General features: G+C 59.3%; 19 protein-coding genes and 1 pseudogene. 11 read left to right on the forward strand and 9 right to left on the reverse strand.

Features of this window, described 5'->3' with window-relative positions; genetic code table 11:
• Window positions 1-119: 119 nt before the first annotated feature.
• Both choX and betC read right to left on the reverse strand, forming a co-directional pair.
• Entirely contained in the window at window positions 120-1040 is a 921-nt protein-coding gene (choX, locus tag KVG95_RS15270; protein WP_217857004.1) for a choline ABC transporter substrate-binding protein, read from the reverse strand.
• A gap of 16 nt (window positions 1041-1056) precedes the next feature.
• On the reverse strand, window positions 1057-2571 hold the full coding sequence (gene betC, locus KVG95_RS15275; protein ID WP_217857005.1) for a choline-sulfatase: 1515 nt from the start codon (window positions 2569-2571) through the stop codon (window positions 1057-1059).
• A gap of 114 nt (window positions 2572-2685) precedes the next feature.
• Here betC and KVG95_RS15280 point away from each other — a divergent pair, with 114 nt between their 5' ends.
• Complete coding sequence (locus KVG95_RS15280; protein WP_217857006.1) at window positions 2686-3636, forward strand: choline sulfate utilization transcriptional regulator; 951 nt, start codon at window positions 2686-2688, stop codon at window positions 3634-3636.
• A gap of 21 nt (window positions 3637-3657) precedes the next feature.
• Here KVG95_RS15280 and KVG95_RS15285 read toward each other — a convergent pair whose 3' ends face one another.
• The gene (locus tag KVG95_RS15285) at window positions 3658-4320 is read right to left on the reverse strand and encodes an NAD(P)-dependent oxidoreductase (RefSeq protein ID WP_217857007.1); all 663 of its coding nucleotides are present in this window, start codon (window positions 4318-4320) and stop codon (window positions 3658-3660) included.
• Window positions 4321-4404: 84 nt separating this feature from the next.
• Between KVG95_RS15285 and KVG95_RS15290 the strand changes: the two are divergent.
• A pseudogene (locus KVG95_RS15290) lies at window positions 4405-4729 on the forward strand (DOPA 4,5-dioxygenase family protein).
• Here the strand turns inward: KVG95_RS15290 and KVG95_RS15295 are convergent.
• Window positions 4730-5131 (reverse strand): GFA family protein, encoded by a 402-nt coding sequence (locus KVG95_RS15295; RefSeq protein ID WP_217857008.1) that lies wholly within the window; start codon window positions 5129-5131, stop codon window positions 4730-4732. It lies immediately after the preceding pseudogene.
• A gap of 320 nt (window positions 5132-5451) precedes the next feature.
• On the opposite strand from KVG95_RS15295, the gene KVG95_RS15300 reads away from it, so the two are divergent.
• The 9 genes from KVG95_RS15300 (at window position 5452) to KVG95_RS15340 (ending at window position 15735) form a co-directional block, all read left to right on the forward strand.
• Window positions 5452-6759 carry a CitMHS family transporter gene (locus KVG95_RS15300; RefSeq protein ID WP_052963541.1) on the forward strand — a complete coding sequence of 436 codons (1308 nt, stop codon included), beginning with the start codon at window positions 5452-5454 and terminating at the stop codon, window positions 6757-6759.
• An 85-nt stretch (window positions 6760-6844) separates the two neighbouring features.
• Complete coding sequence (locus tag KVG95_RS15305) at window positions 6845-7612, forward strand: TerC family protein (protein WP_217857009.1); 768 nt, start codon at window positions 6845-6847, stop codon at window positions 7610-7612.
• Between the two features lie 211 nt (window positions 7613-7823).
• Window positions 7824-9482 carry a Na/Pi cotransporter family protein gene (locus KVG95_RS15310; protein ID WP_123720076.1) on the forward strand — a complete coding sequence of 553 codons (1659 nt, stop codon included), beginning with the start codon at window positions 7824-7826 and terminating at the stop codon, window positions 9480-9482.
• A gap of 56 nt (window positions 9483-9538) precedes the next feature.
• Window positions 9539-10915: a M16 family metallopeptidase gene (locus KVG95_RS15315; protein WP_217857010.1), complete on the forward strand. Its 1377-nt coding sequence runs from the start codon at window positions 9539-9541 to the stop codon at window positions 10913-10915.
• A 225-nt stretch (window positions 10916-11140) separates the two neighbouring features.
• Entirely contained in the window at window positions 11141-12169 is a 1029-nt protein-coding gene (locus tag KVG95_RS15320) for a DUF5924 family protein (protein ID WP_217857011.1), read from the forward strand.
• Between the two features lie 54 nt (window positions 12170-12223).
• The gene (locus tag KVG95_RS15325) at window positions 12224-13372 is read left to right on the forward strand and encodes an ABC transporter permease (RefSeq protein WP_217857012.1); all 1149 of its coding nucleotides are present in this window, start codon (window positions 12224-12226) and stop codon (window positions 13370-13372) included.
• Entirely contained in the window at window positions 13369-14172 is an 804-nt protein-coding gene (locus KVG95_RS15330) for an ABC transporter ATP-binding protein (RefSeq protein ID WP_217857013.1), read from the forward strand. The genes KVG95_RS15325 and KVG95_RS15330 overlap by 4 nt, the downstream gene beginning before the upstream one ends.
• 1 nt (window position 14173) lies before the next feature.
• Entirely contained in the window at window positions 14174-15112 is a 939-nt protein-coding gene (locus tag KVG95_RS15335; RefSeq protein ID WP_217857014.1) for an MlaD family protein, read from the forward strand.
• Entirely contained in the window at window positions 15109-15735 is a 627-nt protein-coding gene (locus KVG95_RS15340; protein ID WP_217857015.1) for an ABC-type transport auxiliary lipoprotein family protein, read from the forward strand. The genes KVG95_RS15335 and KVG95_RS15340 overlap by 4 nt, the downstream gene beginning before the upstream one ends.
• A 135-nt stretch (window positions 15736-15870) precedes the next feature.
• On the opposite strand, the gene KVG95_RS15345 is transcribed toward KVG95_RS15340, so the two are convergent.
• The 5 genes from KVG95_RS15345 to KVG95_RS15365 form a co-directional block, all read right to left on the reverse strand.
• Complete coding sequence (locus KVG95_RS15345; RefSeq protein ID WP_217857016.1) at window positions 15871-17100, reverse strand: nucleoside recognition domain-containing protein; 1230 nt, start codon at window positions 17098-17100, stop codon at window positions 15871-15873.
• A 114-nt stretch (window positions 17101-17214) separates the two neighbouring features.
• Window positions 17215-18546 carry a glutamate/aspartate:proton symporter GltP gene (gene gltP, locus KVG95_RS15350; protein ID WP_052963551.1) on the reverse strand — a complete coding sequence of 444 codons (1332 nt, stop codon included), beginning with the start codon at window positions 18544-18546 and terminating at the stop codon, window positions 17215-17217.
• 683 nt (window positions 18547-19229) lie between these two features.
• The gene (locus tag KVG95_RS15355) at window positions 19230-19694 is read right to left on the reverse strand and encodes an inhibitor of vertebrate lysozyme family protein (RefSeq protein ID WP_217857017.1); all 465 of its coding nucleotides are present in this window, start codon (window positions 19692-19694) and stop codon (window positions 19230-19232) included.
• A 2-nt stretch (window positions 19695-19696) separates the two neighbouring features.
• Window positions 19697-19861 (reverse strand): DUF1328 domain-containing protein, encoded by a 165-nt coding sequence (locus tag KVG95_RS15360; RefSeq protein ID WP_003177151.1) that lies wholly within the window; start codon window positions 19859-19861, stop codon window positions 19697-19699.
• Between the two features lie 82 nt (window positions 19862-19943).
• A complete protein-coding gene (locus KVG95_RS15365; protein ID WP_052963553.1) occupies window positions 19944-20228 on the reverse strand; it encodes a hypothetical protein in 285 nt (94 codons plus the stop codon).
• Window positions 20229-20529 lie beyond the last annotated feature (301 nt).

The raw sequence follows: 20529 nt of genomic DNA on the forward strand, positions 1-20529 counted from the left end.
TTACGAAAGAGTATCAGGACCGGCGCCTGTGGGAGCGAGCCTGCTCGCGATAGCGGCGTGTCATTCAACATTAATGTGACTGACAGGGCCTCATCGCGAGCAGGCTCGCTCCCACAGGTTTAGAGCTTGGCTTTGACCGCCGGCAACGCATCCTTCCCGTCCACGGTCTTCACACCGTCCAGCCACTTATCCAACACCGCCGGGTTGGCTTTGATCCAGGCCTTGGCCGCCTCGGCATTGCTAACCTTTTTGTTCACCACCTCGGCCATGATGCTGTTCTCCATTTCCTGGGTAAAAGTCAGGTTGGTGAGCAGCTTGCCGACATTCGGGCAGGCCTGTGCATAACCTTTGCGGGTCAGTGTATAAACGCTGCCGGTGTCACCGAAATACTTCTCGCCGCCCTTCAGGTAATGCATTTTCAGCTGCACGTTCATCGGGTGGGGCGTCCAGCCGAGGAAGGTCACGAACTTCTGTTTCTTCACCGCGCGAGACACTTCGGCCAGCATCGCCTGCTCACTGGACTCAATCAGCTTCCACTGACCCAGATCGAAGTCGTTCTTCTTGATGATCTCTTGCAGCGAAATGTTCGCCGGGGCTCCGGAGCCGATGCCATAGATCTTCTTGTCGAACTTGTCGGCGAATTTATTCAAGTCGTTAAAGTTATGCACACCCGCGTCCCAAACGTAATCCGGGACCGCCAGCGTGAACTCGGTGCCGTCGAGGTTCTTCGCCAGTTGCGTAACGTCGCCGTTGGCCACGAACTTGTCGTAGAAGCCTTGCTGCGCCGGCATCCAGTTACCGAGGAATACATCCACCTGGCCATCCTTCAGACCGCCAAAGGTGATCGGCACCGCCAGCGTGTCGACCTTGGCCTTGTAGCCCATGCCATCCAGCAGAAACCCGGTGATGGCGTTGGTTGCAGCGATGTCGCTCCAGCCAGGGTCGGCCATTTTCACCGTCTCGCAGCTTTGCTCGGCATAGGCCGAGGCACTGCCCAGAGCCAGAAGCCCGACCGTCAGTACTGTGGATAACCTTTGCATGGACTTCCCCTTAACATTATTGGTTTTGGCAGGGTTGTGGATAACGTGCTTTACGTTCCAGATCGTCGAGGTCGATGTGGTTGCGCATGTACTGCTGACTGGCGTCCACCAGCGGCTGGTGATCCCAGCTCTTCAGCTTGCCGATGGTCAGGGCGTCGGCGATGAAACGCCGGCGTCGCTGACTGGCGAGCACCTGTTGGTGGATCGCCGGGATATCCCATTTGGCCCGCGCTTCGGCGAGAAACTCCTCGAAAAGCTGCCGATGTTGCGGCGATTGGCTGAGTTCTTCTTGTTCCTTCGGATCGTTATGTACGTCGAAGAGTAGACAAGGGTCGTCTTCGCTGTAGATGAATTTGTAGGCACCACGGCGAATCATCATCAACGGGCTGATGGTGCCTTCGGCCATGTACTCGCCGAACACCTCGTCGTGACCGCCCTGCCCTTGCAGGTGCGAAACCAGCGAGCGGCCGTCCAGCGGCAGACCCGGTTCCAGAGAGCCGCCGGCCAGTTCGACAAAGGTCGGCAACAGATCGGCAGTGGACACCGCAGTGCTGACCCGCCCGGCCCCGAATTGCCCTGGTGCACTGATCAACAGCGGTACACGGGCAGCCATTTCGTACCAGTGCATTTTGTACCAAAGGCCGCGCTCGCCGAGCATGTCGCCATGGTCACCGGAGAATACGATGATGGTGTCATCGATTAGTCCGGTTTCCTCGAGTGTTTGCAGAAGTTTGCCGACGTTGCTGTCGATATAGCTGCACGCACCGAAGTAGGCACGGCGCGCGTCGCGAATCTTATCCACAGGCAGCGGCTTGTCCCAAAGGTCATAGACCTTGAGCAAACGCTGGGAGTGAGGGTCGAGTTCATCCTGTGCGGGTGTTTCGGGCAAAGGGATGTCGGCATCGTCGTACATCTCCCAGAAAGCTTTGGGAATTGTGTACGGATCGTGTGGGTGAGTCATCGACACGGTCAGGCAGAACGGCTGATCGCCATCCTCGCGGATGTGGTCGAACAGGTATTGCTGGGCCTTGAATACCACCTCCTCGTCGAAATCCAGTTGATTGGTTCGCACGCAGGGCCCGGCTTGCAGGACCGATGACATGTTGTGATACCAGGTTGGGCGTACGTCCGGCTCATCCCAGTTCACCGACCAACCGTAATCGGCCGGATAGATGTCGCTGGTCAGGCGTTCTTCATAGCCGTGCAACTGGTCCGGGCCGCAGAAATGCATTTTGCCCGACAGAGCGGTGCGATAACCGAGGCGCCGCAGGTAATGGGCATAGGTTGGAACGTCGGCGGGGAAATCGGCCGCGTTGTCGTAGGCGCCGATCTTGCTCGGCAACTGACCGCTAACCAGGGTGAAACGCGACGGCGCGCAAAGGGGGCTATTGCAATAAGCGGCGTCGAACACCACGCCTTCGGCGGCGAGGCGGCTGAGATTCGGCAGTTTGATGGGCGAAGGGCCGTAGAACGGCAACATTGGCGCGGCCATTTGATCGGCCATGATGAAAAGAATATTTTTGCGCTTCATGTGATCGCGGCATTCCATAGTGGATATTTATGCGAGAGTGCTGTGATCGAGCATGGAGTCCATAATCTTTGTGGTAAAGCCCATGCCAGGCAATGACTAGGATAAGCACAGCTTATGTATGACGCCCTCGGTGATTTGTCCCTGGACCTGCTGCGTGCTTTTGATGCCGCGGCCCGGCAACGCAGTTTCACCGCCGCTGCGGTGGAGCTCGGCACCACGCAACCGGCCATCAGTCAGCAGATCAAACGATTGGAAGAACAGCTCGCTACCCGGTTGTTCGATCGTATTTATCGCGGTATCGAGCTGACTGAGGCCGGGACTATTCTGTTTGAGCAAGTTCAGCTCGGTTTGCAGAACATCGATGCAGGATTGAGCGCGATCAGCGCACAACAACAGCACGAAGTATTGCAGGTGGCTACCGACTTTGCCTTCGCTGCGTACTGGCTTATGCCGCGCCTGCACCGCTTCCATACCGCCAACCCTCAAGTGGACGTCAGCCTGGTCACCAGCGAACGCAGCCACAACATGCTGCGAACCGATATCGATGTGGCGGTGCTGTTCGGCGATGGCCGGTTCAAGCAAGGCGAGAGCCATTGGCTGTTCAGCGAAGAGGTGTTTCCGGTGTGCAGTCCGCTGCTATTGAAGGACCGTCCCCTGCCCTTGCCGGCACAGGCATTGCTGGAGTTTCCGCTGCTGCACCTGCGAGGCGAAAACAGCAGCAACTGGTTCGACTGGAGCGGCGTGTTTCGCGAGTTGGGAATCACCTCGGCCCCAGCGCCGGGGCAACTGCGCTTCGACAATTACACCCTGCTGATTCAGGCGGCGATTGGCGGCCAAGGCGTCGCAATCGGATGGCGACACCTTGTGGATAACTTGTTGGCGCAAGGTCTGTTGTGTCGCCCGATTGCCGACACGGTGATTTCCCGGCTGGGCTATTACGTGGTTCTGCCCCAGCGCAAACGGCGTGGGGCGCTGATTCAACTGTTTGTGGATTGGTTGATGGCGGAACAGGCCAGCAGTGCGCAATCGCTCAATGGCCTCCCTTTACCTTCGATTGCGGTGTAGACGGGGGTTGGACGATTTTTACTATTCCGACGTCGCAATAAAACTCACGTGCTCACCAACATGCAGGTTCAGGTGCAGCTCATCGGCAATTCCTACAGCTACCCTGTTCAGCCGTTCCAGTGCTGCGGCCAGGCCAGGTTCCAGGCTACTGCTGACGTGACTGAAATGCTCGATGGTCAACCCGGGCACGCGGCGTGGTGCATTTACCAAGGTCCAGTGCAACGAGCTGCTTTGCAGAGCTTCGCGGATTTCTTCGGCGGCGTGGCGTTGTAACGGGTCTTCGATTTCCGGGTCGTCCAGCACCTCGAAATCGCCCACCACAAACAGCCGGGAAATGCCTGCGGCCTGCATGCCGTCGATCAGTGCATCCACCGCTAGCACCTCTTCGACCGGGCCGGGCACGATGGATTTTTCGATGTGTTCACTGTTCATCGGCAACCCTGGCGCATCGAGCAGGCAGATCACCGCCGAACAGCCGGCCACGCTCTGCTTGACCCGCTTGGCATCGAACAGATCACCAGCCTTGGTGCGTAAACCCGGGCGCGGCGCGAGCGCGTTCAGGTCATCGAGAATCGCGATCACTTCATGCTGGCGCCGCAGCATTTCAGCCATCAGCGCACTGCCCAGGCTACTCATGGCACCATAAAGCACTACCTTCACCACCGGGGTTTCGGCATTTTTCATGGCCGTGCTCCCTACTATTCGGCGTATATGGTGTGTGACCTGCGGGAAGCGGCGAGGGTTCGACAAGGTTTCAGAGGGAGTCAGATGCAAACGATCAAGGGTTACCACGCCCATGTCTATTTCGATGCCAGCACCCTGCCGCAGGCACGGGCCTTGTGAGCAGGCAGCGCAATTGTTTCCGCTGAAGATGGGTCGCCTGCACGAACGCCCGGTCGGCCCGCATCCAGACTGGAGCTGCCAATTGGCGTTCGAGCCGCAACACCTCGGCGCGGTGTTGCCGTGGCTGGCACTCAACCGCAAGGGATTAGTGATATTCCTGCACCCGGACACGGGCGACGATCTGCTCGACCACACCGAGCACGCGATCTGGATGGGCGCAATCCGGCCGCTGAACCTGTCTGTTTTCTGATCAGAGTTGTTCTTGGACCTCACCAGGCAAGTGCTCGTCCAGATGCAGCCACGGCAAACGACTGTCGGTCCAGATATGCCGCTCGGCCGGCGCCTGCTCGGGATGGTCGAGAGTGGCGATGGTCACGTCGATGCTCTCGGGGCTGAGCTGCGTCACCAGCGCCAATTGCGCCCCACAGTTTGGGCAGAAATATCGCACGCAGGTGGACGAAGACTCGTAACGGGACGGCGTACCCGCCACCCATGCAAATGCTGAGGCGGGCACGGTGATCCAGGTGGTCACGATCCCGCCGCTGACCCGTCGGCAAATCGAGCAATGGCAGTGAGCGATGTCGTGCAATGGCCCGCTGAATTGATAGCGGATTTGTCCGCAGTGGCAGCCGCCGGTGTGAAGTTTGCCCATGTCTTTTGCTCCTGACCCCGTGTTTACGGCCTTTCAACCGGGCCGACGACCGGTTGTACATTCGGTCAATGCTTTCACTCGCGAAAGCTGGCTGAAAGCTTCCCCGATTAGGATCGCCCTCACTGCCGGCAACAGACCGGTTGGCCAATGCGAGTGTTTTATCGCCCGCCCGGTCCATTAAACAACAACAATGGTGATTCTGATGTCCGCTACTACCCGCCTCTTCGCTGTCACTCCGCCCGTACGTCTCGTGCTTCCCGTTCTGCGCTGAGCCCATCCGGTTCGCCATTCCCTAGCCGCGCTACGCCTGGAGTATTCCTATGCTGACTTTCCTTGGCTTCGCCATGGTCATCACGTTCATGTTCCTGATCATGACCAAGCGCCTGTCCGCGCTGATCGCTCTGATCATCATCCCGATCATCTTCGCCCTGTTCGGCGGCTTCTCGCCGAAGATCGGCCCGATGATGCTCGAAGGCATTACCAAGCTCGCGCCGACCGGCGTGATGCTGATGTTCGCCATTCTCTACTTCGCCCTGATGATCGACTCCGGCCTGTTCGACCCGGCTGTGCGCAAGATCCTCAAACTGGTCAAGGGCGACCCGTTGAAAGTTTCGGTCGGAACCGCCGTACTGGCGCTCGTCGTTTCCCTTGATGGTGACGGCGCGACCACTTATATGATCTGCGTGGCCGCCATGCTGCCGCTCTACAGCCGTATCGGCATGAGCCCGCGGATCATGGCCGGTCTGATCATCCTCGCCGGTGGCGTGATGAACATGACCCCTTGGGGTGGCCCGACGGCTCGTGCGGCCAGTGCGCTGCATGTCGACCCGTCCGACATCTTTGTGCCAATGATTCCGGCGATGCTGGCCGGCGTGGTGGCGATCCTGGCGATTGCCTACTTCTACGGTAAACGCGAGCGTGCACGTCTGGGTGAACTGCACCTGGTCGGTGATGAAGTCGATCACAGCGAAATCAGCGTTTCGCAGTTCCCGGATGCCCGTCGTCCAAAGCTGATCTGGTTCAACGGCGCCTTGACCCTGGGACTGATGTGCACGCTGGTCGCCGGCCTGTTGCCGCTGCCGGTGCTGTTCATGGTGGCGTTCAGTATCGCGATGATCGTCAATTATCCTTGCCTGCAAATGCAGAAGGATCGCATTGCGGCCCACGCCGGTAGCGTGCTGGCGGTGGTCGGGTTGATCTTTGCCGCGGGTATCTTCACCGGTATCCTGTCGGGCACCGGCATGGTCGATGCCATGTCGAAAAGCCTGCTGGCGGTCATCCCCGATTTCCTCGGCCCGTACCTGGCCGTGATCACCGCGCTGGTGAGCATGCCGTTCACGTTCTTCATGTCGAACGATGCTTTTTATTACGGCGTGTTACCGGTACTTGCCGAAGCCGCCAGTCATTACGGTATAACCGCGGTGGAAATGGCACGTGCCTCGATCGTCGGTCAGCCCGTCCACTTGCTGAGCCCGCTGGTACCATCGACTTACCTGTTGGTGGCCCTGGCCGGTATCGAATTCGGTGACCATCAGCGGTTCACCTTGAAGTGGGCAGTGCTGGTTTGCCTGTGCATACTGGTCGCTGCATTGCTGATGGGGATTTTTCCGCTGTTCAGCACTCTATAAGCTCAAGACTCACCATGACGGGTCCAGGCTTTGTTGTTTGAAGCCTGGGCCCTTCGTGGTTTAACACATCCTCAAAGGAATACACATGGAATGGCTGACCAACCCTGAAATCTGGGTTGCCTTCTTCACCCTGACTGCCCTGGAGATCGTCCTGGGCATCGACAACATCATCATGATCTCGATCCTGGTCAGCCGCATGCCCAAGCACATGCAGGCGCGCACCCGGATTTTCGGCCTGGCGCTGGCCATGATCACGAGGATCCTGTTGCTGCTGTCGATCACCTGGGTCATGCGCCTCACCGCAGACCTGTTCGAAGTCTTCGGCCAAGGGATTTCCGGGCGTGACCTGATCCTGTTCTTCGGCGGCCTGTTCCTGCTGTGGAAGAGCTCGCAAGAGATGTACCACGCGCTGGAAGGTGAAGATGAAGCCAACGACGAGCCGAGCGGCAAAGGTGGCAACTTCCTCTACACCATTATTCAGATTGCGATCATCGACATCGTGTTCTCGCTGGACTCGGTGATCACTGCCGTTGGCATGGTGTCCCACGTACCGGTCATGGTCGCGGCGATTGTCGTTGCGGTACTAGTGATGATGTGGGCCTCTGGCACCATCAGCGAGTTCATCGACAAGCACCCGTCGCTGAAGATGCTGGCGCTGTCGTTCCTGTTGCTGGTGGGTACCGTGTTGATTGCCGAGTCCTTCGAAGTGCACTTGCCAAAAGGCTACGTCTACTTCGCGATGGCGTTTTCGTTGGCGGTGGAAGCGATCAACATCAAGTTGCGCACCGCCATGGCGAGAAAGCGCAAACAGCAGGATCCGGTAAAACTGCGCAAGGATGTTCCGGGGCAGTAACCCGAACACCCTGCGATGACAAAGGGGCCTTCGGGCCCCTTTGTCATCTCTGCAGCAAACTGTTTTCATGACAGTTTTGTTTCAATCGCTTCTTTAGCTATGCGATGCTGGCGTCCAGACCATTAGCCAACTACAGCTTAAGTACAACGTAGAAAAACGCGCGGCACCGTTGACTTGCCCCACTGGGGCGCTACCACCACAGGGGGTCTGCATGCTCACCCTGCTCAATTTGTTATCGGCCGTGACCCTTTTGATCTGGGGCACGCACATCGTCCGAACCGGCATCCTGCGGGTTTATGGCTCCAACTTGCGCCACGTGATCGCCCATAACATGTCCAGGCGCTGGCTGGCGTTTGTCGCCGGGATCATGGTGACCGCCATGGTTCAGAGCAGCAATGCCACCGCCATGCTCGTGACCTCGTTTGTCGGTCAGGGCCTGATGGCGCTGACGCCGGCCCTGGCGACCATGCTCGGCGCCGATGTCGGTACCGCGCTGATGGCGCGGGTACTGACCCTCGACCTGTCGTGGCTGTCGCCGCTGCTGATTTTCCTCGGGGTGATTTTCTTCCTGTCACGCAAGCAGACCCGGGTCGGACAGATGGGCCGGGTCAGCATCGGTCTGGGGCTGATCATTCTCGCGCTGCAGCTGATCGTCGAGGCCGCCGCGCCGATCACTCAGGCGCAAGGGGTGAAGGTCATCTTCGCCTCCCTGACCGGCGACATCCTCCTCGATGCCTTGGTCGGCGCGCTGTTCGCGATGGTTTCCTATTCTAGCCTGGCTGCCGTCCTGCTGACCGCGACCCTTGCCGGTGCCAGCGTGATCAGCCTGCCAGTGGCCATCGGCCTGGTGATCGGCGCCAACATCGGCAGCGGTATTCTTGCTTTCCTCAGCACCAGCATGCAGAACGCGGCCGGTCGTCAGGTGGCGCTCGGCAGCCTGTTGTACAAACTGATCGGCCTTCTGCTGATCATTCCGGTGCTCGACCCGTTGGTGCACTGGATCGACAGCCTCGACTTCAGCCCTCAGGAAATGGTCATCGGTTTCCACCTGCTCTACAACACCGTGCGTTGCCTGATCCTGTTGCCCAGCGTCGGGCCGATGGCCAAGCTCTGTGCGTGGTTGCTGCCAGAGCGGCCGGACATCAATGGCACAGCCAAACCGCGGCATCTCGACCCGACCGCCTTGGTTACCCCGAGTCTGGCGCTGGCCAACGCTGCCCGGGAAACCCTGCGCATCGGCGATCTGGTCGACAGCATGCTCGAAGCCATGCTCGACGTGCTGCGCGGCAAACAGACCGCCGTCACCCAGGAAATTCGTCGCCTGACCGATGATGTTGAAGCGCTCTACAGCGCCATCAAGCTCTATCTGGCACAAATGCCCCGCGAAGACCTCAGCGAGCAGGACAGTCGGCGCTGGGCGGAAACCATCGAGCTGGCGATCAACCTGAAACTCTCCAGCGACCTGATCGAACGCATGCTGCGCAAGGTTCAGCAGCAGAAAACCTCGCAACGCCGGTCTTTTTCCGAGGTCGGCCTGGAGGAGTTGGCGGGGCTGCACAGTCAGCTGATTGCCAACCTGCGTCTGGGGTTGTCAGTGTTCCTTAGTGCCGACCCGGAAAGTGCCCGCCAGTTACTGCGTGAGAAACGTCGCTTTCGCGCACAGGAGCGCCGCCTGGCCCACGCTCATGTCAGCCGTTTAAACCGTAAGATCGTGCAAAGTATCGAGACCAGTTCGCTGCATCTGGAACTGATTGCTGACATGAGACGCTTGAATTCGCTGTTCTGCAGCAGTGCCTATGCGGTGTTGGGCACTTCGGACACCGGCGCTCTGGCGGTCGACGATTTGACTGACATCACTCATTCACCCTGAACGTCCACAGTTACCTGAAGTCTGTTGAACTTACGCTGGTCGTACGGAAACTCGTTATGCGTTGTCTGCTGTTCGCTTGTCTGCTGCTTGGCTCACTGCCTTCATTTGCCCTGGATCGCTTTCAGGTCGAGGGCTACACCTTGCGCAACGGCCTGCAATTGGTCCTCAAACCGGGCACCGAGCGCGGGCATGTGGCGATCCGGTTGGTGGTTGGCGTGGGCCTGGATGATTTCAGCTGTGCCGACAAAGAGCTGCCGCATCTGCTCGAACACTTGTTGTTCAGCGGCATCGACGCCACCGGCGAAGGCGGTCTGGAAGAGCGCATGCAGGCCTTGGGCGGTGAGTGGAATGCCTACACCAGCAATGCCGACACGACTTTCGTCATCGAAGCCCCGGCGAAAAACCAGCGCAAGGTCCTCGACCTGTTATTGGCGCTGCTGACCCAGACCCGGATCGATGACAATGCGATCAACGTCGCCAAGCAAGTGGTCGAGCGCGAAGACGGTGGTCATTACTCGCACCTGCAACGCTGGCTGGATCGCCAGGACCTGGGCCACACCGCGAGTAATCAGTTGGCGGTGGAGCTGGGCCTCAAATGCCCCGAGCGCGCGCAAGTCGATCACCTGACCCGCGAGCAATTGGAGAAGGTGCGCAAGGACTGGTACGCGCCCAACAACATGACCCTGATCGTGGTCGGTGACCTCGACCGCTTGCTGCCGGCCTATCTGGAACGGGCCTATGGTGCGCTCGAAGCGGTTGAGCCTAGCGCTCACCTGCCGCTGCCAGACATTCAGGCCAGCGCGGCCCACGAGCGCAATTTGAGTAACGGTTTCGTCGGCGGCGGAGCCAAGTTGCACTGGCTGGTGCCGGAACCGGTGCTGGAAGACCAGCATGACGAAACCTTCGATCTGCTCAAGGACTATCTGGATTGGGCGCTCTATCGCCAATTGCGCCTGGCCCATGGGCTGTCCTACGGTCCCTCGGCCGAGCGCGAGGTATTTGGCGGGGTGGGCTTCATGAGCCTGAACGCCGACCTTGATCGCGACGACGTGCTGGCAGCGGAACAGGTGCTGGATGAGCTTAAAGCCGATCTACTCAAGAACGGCCTCGACGCCGCCACCTTCGCCCGTCTCAAGCAAGCCGCCATCGCTCGCCAGGCTTGGGCCGTGCAAGGCAACAGCGCCCTGGCGGACTATTACTGGAGCGCCCTTGGCGACTACGAGGACGGCCATTTCGTCAACCCGGCCAAGGCACTGCAAGACGTGACACTGGCCGAGGCAAACAAGGCAATGCGCGAGTTGCTGCTGCAACCGGGGTATCTGCGGATCGAGAAGCCGCTGGTGAGTTATGACCAGGTGATGTGGGCGATGGTCGGGGGCTTTGGACTGATGGTGCTTGGAGTATTGGCTTGGCGCGTTCACCGCAGACGATAGCCAATCCTGTTTGGACCGGGGCATGGTTTCCACCTGTGGCGAGGGGGCTTGTCCCCGTTCGGCTGCGCAGCAGTCGCAATATCAATGTATGCGGTATGTCAGATAAACCGGGTTGCCGTTTTTCAGGGCCGCTTCGCAGCCCAACGGGGGCAAGCCCCCTCGCCACAGGGCCTCCCGGGCGGTACCCTGTCGAGGATTTTTCCCACGACTATTGTGAATCGCCGAATGCCGAATCTGACCCTGTACGTACAGCGCATCCTCGAATTGATGAAGCGCTATCCCGGGGTCATTGCGCTTGGCGGTTTCATTTCAGGGGTTGGCAGCTTCATGCTGGTGGATCGCCAACAAGGGCTGGCGACCTGGATCACCACCATCATGCTGGTCAGCTGGGTCTGGCTGATGCTGGAAAACAGCCTCACCAAGCTGTTCGCCAGGGTCTTCAAGCGCGAAATACCCCAGCCACTGCTGCGTTACGCAACGCAGATGATCCATCAGGAAAGCCTGTTCTTCGTCCTGCCGTTCTTTTTAATCACCACCACCTGGAACAGCGGCCAGTTGTTCTTCACGGGATTACTGAGCATGGCGGCACTGATTTCGATCATCGACCCGCTCTACTACAAATGGCTGGCACCGCGCCGCTGGGCGTTCCTGGCGCTGCACACCCTGACCCTGTTCGCGGCCCTGCTGACCGCCCTGCCCGTCATCCTGCACCTGACCACCGCCCAGAGCTTCAAACTGGCGCTGGGCATTGCCATGTTGCTGTCGTTCCCGAGCCTGGCCTCGATCTTCCCGATTCGCACCGTGCGCAATGCGTTGGCGATCCTCAGCATCACCGTCGGCATCGGCGCCGCCGGTTGGGTACTGCGCTCCTGGGTTCCGCCGGCGACCCTGTGGATGACCGATGTGGCGATCAGCACTCAAATGCAGGATCGAACCCCCGGCAAGAGCCTGGAAGAAGTCAGCGCCGAGCAGATTCGCGGCGGTGGGCTGTACGCGTACACCGCGATCAATGCCCCGCGGGGTCTGGCCGAGCGGATTTATCACGTCTGGATGTTCAACGGTAAAGAAGTCGACCGTATCCCGCTGGACATCAACGGGGGGCGCAAGGAAGGCTACCGCGCCTGGACCCACAAGCAGAACTTCCCCGGCAACCCCGCAGGCAAATGGCAGGTCCGGGTGCTGACTGAGGACGGTCAGCTGATTGGCGTGCTGCGCTTCAAGGTCCTGGACAGCACACCCATCAAAGAAAAGTAACGCGGTTCGTGCTATTAGTCAGATCTGCGTAATAGCCGAACAAGCACGGAGCTTATGACTAGCAGCACAATGCCCGGCAGTGCCCAACTGGACACCTCGCACAGCCCTGCCCTGTTGCGGGTCACGGGTGACTGGACGCTCGCCCATTACGCCGATCTCAGCCGCCTGAGCGAAAAGCTCCGTGGCCAATACGACAGCAACACCCACATCGATCTCAATGGCCTCGGCGCGCTCGATACGGCGGGTGCGTCATTGCTGGTGGAGCTGCTGGGGGCCGAGCGGCTGGGCAAATCTGCCGAACACCCCGATTGCACCCTTTCTTCCGCTGATCGCGCCTTGTTGCAGACGGTGTACTGCTCACTCACCGATTTCTGTGTGCCGATCAAAGAGCCGGAAGTCAGCGTCGGCATTCAACTGCTGACCCGCATTGGTCGTGCGGTCGACACAGTCTGGCGGGACACGCTGCAACTGTTGGGTTTCGTCGGCCTGATCCTGGAAACCATCGCTCGCGGGTTGTTTCGGCCCAAACGCTGGCGCCTCACGCCGATGGTCGCTCACATCGAGCAGACCGGCCTCGATGCCGCCCCCATCGTCGCCCTGCTGACGTTTTTGGTGGGCGCTGTGGTGGCGTTTCTCGGGGCGACGGTGCTGGCGAGTTTTGGCGCGAGTATTTTCACCGTGGACCTGGTGGCGTTCTCTTTTCTGCGGGAGTTCGGCGTGTTGCTCACGGCGATCCTGATGGCGGGCCGCACCGCCAGTGCGTTCACCGCGCAGATCGGTTCGATGAAGGCCAACGAAGAAATCGACGCGATCCGCACCCTCGGCCTCGACCCGATGGAGTTGCTGGTAGTGCCCCGCGTCCTGGCGTTGCTGGTGGCGCTGCCGATGTTGACCTTTCTGGCGATGGTGTCAGGGATTGTCGGAGGTGGCGTGGTCTGCGCGCTGTCGCTGGATATTTCGCCGGCGATGTTCCTGTCACTGCTGCAATCGGATATCGGCGTTCAGCACTTTCTGGTGGGGATCGTCAAAGCACCGATTTTTGCGTTCCTGATTGCCGCCATCGGCTGCCTCGAGGGCTTCAAGGTCAGCGGCAGCGCCGAGTCCGTCGGCGCGCACACCACGTCCAGTGTGGTGCAGTCGATTTTCGTGGTGATCGTGCTCGACGCCGTGGCTGCGTTGTTTTTCATGGAGATGGACTGGTGAGTCGTTTACCCCGAGCGCCTTCAGAGGCGGTGATTGAAGTCCGTGGGCTGTGCAATCGCTTCGGCCGGCAGAGCGTGCACGAGAACCTCGACCTGGACTTGTACAAGGGCGAGATTCTGGCGGTGGTCGGCGGTTCCGGCAGCGGCAAATCGGTGCTGCTGCGCAGCATTGTCGGCCTGCGTCAGCCCAGCGAAGGGCTGGTGAAGGTCTTCGGCAAGAACTTGCCGAGCCTGTCGGAACACGAGCGCTCGCTGGTGGAACGGCGGTTCGGTGTGTTGTTCCAGAAAGGCGCTTTGTTCTCTTCGCTCACCGTGACCGAGAACGTCGCCCTGCCGCTGATTGAACACGCCGGCCTGAGCCGTGCCGACGCCGAGCACCTGGCTGCGGTGAAACTGGCGTTGGCCGGGTTGCCGTTGTCGGCGGCCGACAAATACCCTGCTTCGCTGTCCGGTGGCATGATCAAGCGCGCGGCTTTGGCCCGAGCGTTGGCGCTGGACCCGGACATCCTGTTTCTCGACGAGCCCACCGCCGGTCTAGACCCGATTGGCGCCGCCGGTTTCGATCAACTGATCCTGACCCTGCGCGATGCCTTGGGCTTGAGTGTGTTTCTGGTGACCCACGACCTCGACACGCTCTACACCATCACCGACCGGGTGGCGGTGCTGGCGCAGAAGAAAGTGCTGGTGGCGGACGCCATCGACAAGGTGTCGGAAACCGATGATGCGTGGGTTCACGAATACTTCCATGGCCCTCGCGGCCGCGCGGCGCTGACGGCCGCTAACCAGCTCAACGAGGTCTGACATGGAAACCCGAGCTCATCACGTATTGATCGGCCTGTTCACCGTCATAGTGGTGGCAGGCGCCCTGCTCTTCGGTCTGTGGCTGGCCAAGTCCAGTGTCGATACCGAATTCAAGGATTACGAAATCGTCTTCAACGAGGCGGTCAGCGGCCTGTCCAACGGTAGCGCCGTGCAGTACAGCGGGATCAAGGTCGGCGACGTGGTGATGCTGCGCCTGGACCCGAACGATCCGCGCCGGGTGTTGGCGCGGATTCGCCTGGGCGGAGACACTCCGATCAAAGAAGACACCCAGGCCAAGCTGGCGCTGACCGGGATCACCGGGACTTCGATCATCCAGCTCAGCGGCGGCACGCCACAAAGTCCGACGCTCAAGGGCAAGGACGGTGATTTGCCGACAATCGTTGCATCGCCCTCGCCCATTGCCCGGTTGATGAATGACAGTAGCGATCTGATGGCGGGCGTGAACGTGTTGATGCACAACGCCAATCAGTTGTTTTCCTCGGAGAACGTCGCGCGTATCAGCAGCACCCTGGAGAACCTGGAGCAAACCACAGGCACCATTGCCGATCAGCGCGGCGATATTCGTCAGGCGATGCAGCAACTGGCTTCGGTTGGCAAGCAGGCCAGCGCCACCCTGGAACAGACCACCGCGTTGATGCGCAATGCCAATGGCCTGCTCAACGATCAGGGCAAGCAGATGTTCGGCAGTGCCGAGCAAGCGATGAAGTCCCTGGAGCAAAGCAGCGCGACCATCAACACATTGCTTTCCGCCAATCAGGATTCCCTCAACAGCGGCATGCAGGGCTTCAATGGCCTGGCGCCGGCGGTGCGCGAGCTGCGCGATACCTTGAGTTCGTTGCGGACCATTTCCCAGCGGCTTGAGGCCAACCCCAGCGGTTACCTGCTGGGCAATGACAAGAACAAGGAGTTCACGCCATGAAGCAGGCTCATCTCGCCCTCCTCGCCGGTTTTGCGTTGGTCGCTTCCTGTTCGATTTTCCCCAAGGCCGAGCCGTCCGATGTCTATCGACTGCCGTCGGCACAGCGCGACGCATCGGCCCAACACGGCACGCCGCAGCGCTGGTCGTTGCGGCTGGCCAAGCCTCAGACTAGCGAAGCCTTGAACAACCCGAAAATCGCAGTGATACCTCAAGGTGACCTGATCAGCAGCTACAAGGCTTCACGCTGGAGCGATCCGGCACCGGTGCTGTTGCGTAATCGTCTGCTTGATGGTTTCCAGCGTGACGGTCGCGTGCCGTTGCTCAGCACCGATGACAGCAATTTCCAGGCAGACCTGGAGCTGGGCGGCAACCTGCAAGCATTCCAGACCGAGTATCAGGGCACGGCAGCGAGTGTGGTCGTGCGCCTGGATGCGTTGCTGGTGCGTGGGTATGACCAGCGAATCCTCGCCAGCCGGCACTTTGAAGTGCGTCAGCCGTTGAGTGATGTGAAGGTGCCGGCAGTGGTGACCGGTTTTGGCTTGGCCAGCGACCAATTGACGGCGCAGGTGGTGGCTTGGACGGTGGAGCAAGGTCAGAAGGTTGCGCCGCCGCTGAGGCCATAAAGGTCGGATGCCTATTTAATGTGGGAGCGGCGGTGCGACGATTCGACTTGCTCGCGAAGGCGGTGTGTCAGTCAACAGAGATGTTGAATGTACCGGCCTCTTCGCGAGCAAGCCCGCTCCCACAGGGTTCTTGGTTTAGCCGAAGAACCAGTAGCAAACCCCGATCGCGCCAAGAACACCCGCCAATTCCGCCAGCAATGCACACCCCACCGCATGCCGCGCGCGCTGGATGCCCACCGCGCCGAAGTACACCGCCAGCACATAGAAGGTTGTTTCGGTACTGCCCTGAATCGTCGCCGCCACCAGCGCCGGGAAGCTGTCGACTCCAGAGGTTTTCATGGTTTCGATCAGCATTGCCCGTGCGGCGCTGCCGGAGAAGGGTTTGACCATGGCCGTCGGTAGCGCGTCGACGAAGCGCGTGTCCCAACCGGCCCATTCCACCAGATGACGAATCCCGTCCAGACCGAAATCCAGCGCTCCGGATGCTCGCAGCACGCCCACAGCGCAGAGCATCGCCACCAGATACGGCAGCAAATTCTTGGCCACGTCGAAGCCTTCTTTGGCGCCTTCGATGAACGCTTCGTAGACCTTCACTTTGCGCAATGCGCCGATCACCAGAAACAGCATGATCAGCCCGAACAGCGTCAGGTTGCCGAGGATCGATGACAGGCCCGCCAGAGCCGTCGCCGAGAGCGTCGCCAGCAGCGCCATGAACGCACCGAGTGCCAAGGCACCGGGAATCAGGTAGGCGAGCACCACCGGGTCCCACAGGCGCAGACGCTGCATGAACGCCACCGACAACAGGCCGACCAGGGTCGAGCAACTGGTCGCGAGCAGAATCGGCAGGAACACCAGGGTCGGATCGGGCGCGCCTTGCTGGGCGCGGTACATGAAGATCGTCACCGGCAGCAAAGTCAGGGAGGAGGCGTTGAGCACCAGAAACAGGATTTGCGCGTTGCTGGCAATGGTGTCGCTGGGGTTGAGCTCTTGCAGCGCCTTCATGGCTTTGAGGCCGATCGGCGTGGCGGCGTTATCCAGGCCCAGGCCATTGGCGGCGAAGTTGAGCGTGATCAGACCGATGGCTGGATGCCCGGGCGGCACTTCCGGCATCAGGCGCAGGAACAGCGGGCCCAACGCCTTAGCCAGCCATTCGACGATCCCTGCCTTTTCGGCAATCCGCAGAAACCCCAGCCAGAGGGTGAGGGTGCCGAACAGCAGGATCATGACCTCGACCGACAATTTGGCCATGGCGAAAATGCTCTCCACCATCGCCGCAAAGATCCCGGCGTTGCCGCCGATCAGCCACTGCGCGAGCGCCGATACGGCCGCCACGATGAAGAAGCCAAGCCACAAGCCATTAAGCATCAGTCGAATCCCCCGGAAGATGCGGCGAATGATAGCGGGGTAGTCAGAAACGACAAACCCCGGATTTCTCCGGGGTTTGTTTAGTACTGCTGGCAAAAGACCAATGTGGGAGCGTCAGTTGCTGGAAATTTCGCCAACCGGCAATTTTTCCTTGCTGCGCCAGTGCGGCAGAGAGTTCCAGTAGCGCTCGCCCTTGGCGTCGTCGTACATACCTTCCCAGCGTGCGATGACCAGCACGGCCAAGGCGTTGCCGATCACGTTTAGCGCGGTACGGGCCATGTCCATGATGCGGTCGACACCGGCGATGAACGCCAGGCCTTCCAGCGGAATACCAACGCTGCCCAAAGTGGCCAGCAGCACCACGAAGGACACACCCGGTACGCCGGCGATGCCTTTGGAGGTGACCATCAGTGTCAGCACCAGCAGCAATTGTTGGCTGATCGACAGGTCGATGCCGTAGAGCTGGGCAATGAAGATTGCCGCGATACTTTGGTACAGGGTCGAACCGTCGAGGTTGAACGAGTAGCCGGTCGGTACCACGAAACTGCAGATGGCTTTCGGCGCGCCGTAGGCTTCCATCTTCTCGATCACGCGCGGCAGCACGGTTTCGGAACTGGCGGTGGAGTAGGCCAGGACTAGCTCATCCTTGAAGATGCGCATCAGCTTGATCACCGAGAAGCCGAACAGGCGAGCGATCAGGCCCAGCACCACAAAGGCGAAGAAGGCGATGGCGAAGTAAACCAGAACGACCAATTTGGCCAGCGGCAGCAGAGAGGCGAAGCCGAAGTTGGCCACGGTCACCGCGATCAATGCGAACACGCCGATCGGGGCGTAGTTCATGATCATGTGGGTGACCTTGAACATGCTTTCCGATACGCCCTGGAACATCTTCACCAGCGGCTCGCGCAGGTCCGATTGCAGGCTCGACAGACCGAGACCGAACAACACGGAGAAGAAGATGATCGGCAGCATTTCGCCGCGGGCCATGGCCGCGAAGATGTTCGACGGGATCAGGTTGAGGATGGTCTGGATGAACGCATGTTCATGCTGAACCTCGGCGGCAGTGGCCTGGTACTTGGAAATATCCACCGTACCCAGGGTGCTCATGTCGATGCCGGTGCCCGGATGGACCACGTTGGCCAACACCAGACCGACCAGAATGGCGATGGTGGTGACGATTTCGAAGTAAATGATGGTCTTCAGACCGATGCGACCGAGTTTCTTCGCGTCGCCCACGCCAGCAATGCCGACAACTAGCGAGGAAATCACGATCGGGATCACGATCATCTTGATCAGACGGATAAAGATATCGCCTGCCGGTTGCAGGACATTGCTGATCCACCAAGCCTTTTCGGCACTGAAATGGTTGAGCAGTGCACCAATTGCTATCCCCAGAACCAGACCGATGAGGATCTGCCAGGCGAGGCTAAGCTTTGCCTTCTTCATATCTTTACCCTTACTTGCGTTTGACTCAGGCTGATGCATGAACTGAAACGCTCAATGGCGAACAAGTCTTGCATCGGCCCCCGTATAAGGTCCCCGCGAGCGAGCATTTACAGCTCTCAGGCAGCGAAAAAGGCGCAACTATTCCGATGCCGGGAAGCGCCGTCTAATGCCGTAAACGCCTACCCTATGCCGAATCGGCATGAGATTTTTTAACTGAAACCCGCGTCCCACCCGGTTTGAATACGACATTCAGGCGGGCATAAGTGCCGTGAGCCGGCCATTTCAGCGCAGGTCGATGTTTTTTAAATAGGCGGAAATTTAGGAAAAGGCCTACGTTTGGCTGTGAATTATCGTCTCGAGAAAGTCGGAGCTTTCTCGATATACGGTCACGAAGAAACACCGCGAAACGGTTTTGCGGGGAATATGCAGCAATAGCAGATGAACTGAGTGCTCTAGATCAACGTTTTGCACGTTGAAGCCCTCCGCAAGTCCGTCGAGCCCTCTGGCCCCGGCGAACTTGCGTCGCAGCTTTACCTGACCCGGCCCTTGCGCGGGTACTCCCTGTACCCCTAGGTCACTCCGACCCTGAACAGTCAGAACGTCCCGACCCCTTGGTCATGCGTCTACCGTCCTCGGGTAGCGCAGTGGAAAGAAGCGCTGGGGCCTCTTTCGTGTTTCGAAACTCAGTACCAGTTCGGATCTTTCTTCAGTTGCTCCATCAACAACTTCTGCATGCCTTCGTCCGGTTTTCCCAGGAAGCGGTAGTCGGCATGTCGTGTGGGCGACTTGTCGGCCGGCAGGCCTGCTGGCACTTCGACCAGCATGGCGTAGGCATCCTTCTTGTCGAAGCTGAATGCCACGATCAAGCGGTTGTTCAGACACGTCTGCCGGGTTTCGCAGAGCGGCCCGACCAGATACTGGTCGCCATCCTCTTCAACAGCATTCATTTGCTCGGCATCGCCGGACAGGTTCATCACCCATTCCGGCAGGCGTTCTTCTTTCTTCACAACGCCTTGCCAGGTTTCACGGTACTGCGGGTCTGCAGTGAGCAATTCATTGACCCGCATCTGGCCATCGTTGGCCGCCATTGCCATGGCACTGCCGCCCAGAAGCAGGGCGGCTGCCACTGTCTTTAACGAAATGCTCATGGTCAGCCTCGACCGCGGCGGCCAAAGAAGAAGGAAGCAATGAACATCACCAGGAATACGACAAAGAGAATCTTGGCGATACCCGTGGCGGTGCCCGCGATACCACCGAAGCCCAGTACTGCAGCGATGATGGCAATGATCAAGAATGTGATTGCCCAACTCAACATGGTGATTCTCCTTACGCGTTCTGTTGAAAGGTGGTGCTTGTGGTGCTTTTCCCGGCGCGTCGAGCGCGCCAAGTTCGTTTACCTAAAACACCCAACGTTCCTGAGGCGTCTCATCCACAGGCTGGGCCTGGTCGACGTCCATCATTCGCATCGAGTCGCTGTCAGCCAGGCTGCTGCTGACGGCGCTGAAATGGGTTTGGGGAGTGTGTGGAATCGACAGGTGCGGCGTCTCTGGCTGCTGGCTCTGTTCCCAACGCAAGTACTGCTGGCCGCCAATCAAGGTGATCAATAGCGCCAGCAGGACAAACAAGCCTTGCTGGACAAGCAATGGCGAGATACGCAATTGGGCGGCACCTTGGCGATTCATCCTGAAGTTCCTCCCACGCTGGGGTAGTGATCTTTGGCGGGCGCTGGTTCATTAAATGCCCTTGTTACCCAGACTCCTGCAGCCTGCATGCCACCTTTTTGTAAGTGTTAATTCGTTCTAAATCAATGAGTTAAATGATTTGTCCAAATCGTTCTGAACGCATCCTGCACGATGGCCCTTCTGAGGTCGTGCGTAATGCACGATGGACTCGCGAATACTTTCAATATTTTTGGAATTGAGGGAAGGGCGCAGATGTCAGAAAGGGACGCAGGCCATCGCCGAAGAACGGTTCATTAATAAA

It is taken from the genome of Pseudomonas farris, assembly GCF_019145235.1.
In the GTDB taxonomy this organism is placed as follows: Bacteria; Pseudomonadota; Gammaproteobacteria; order Pseudomonadales; family Pseudomonadaceae; genus Aquipseudomonas; species Aquipseudomonas farris.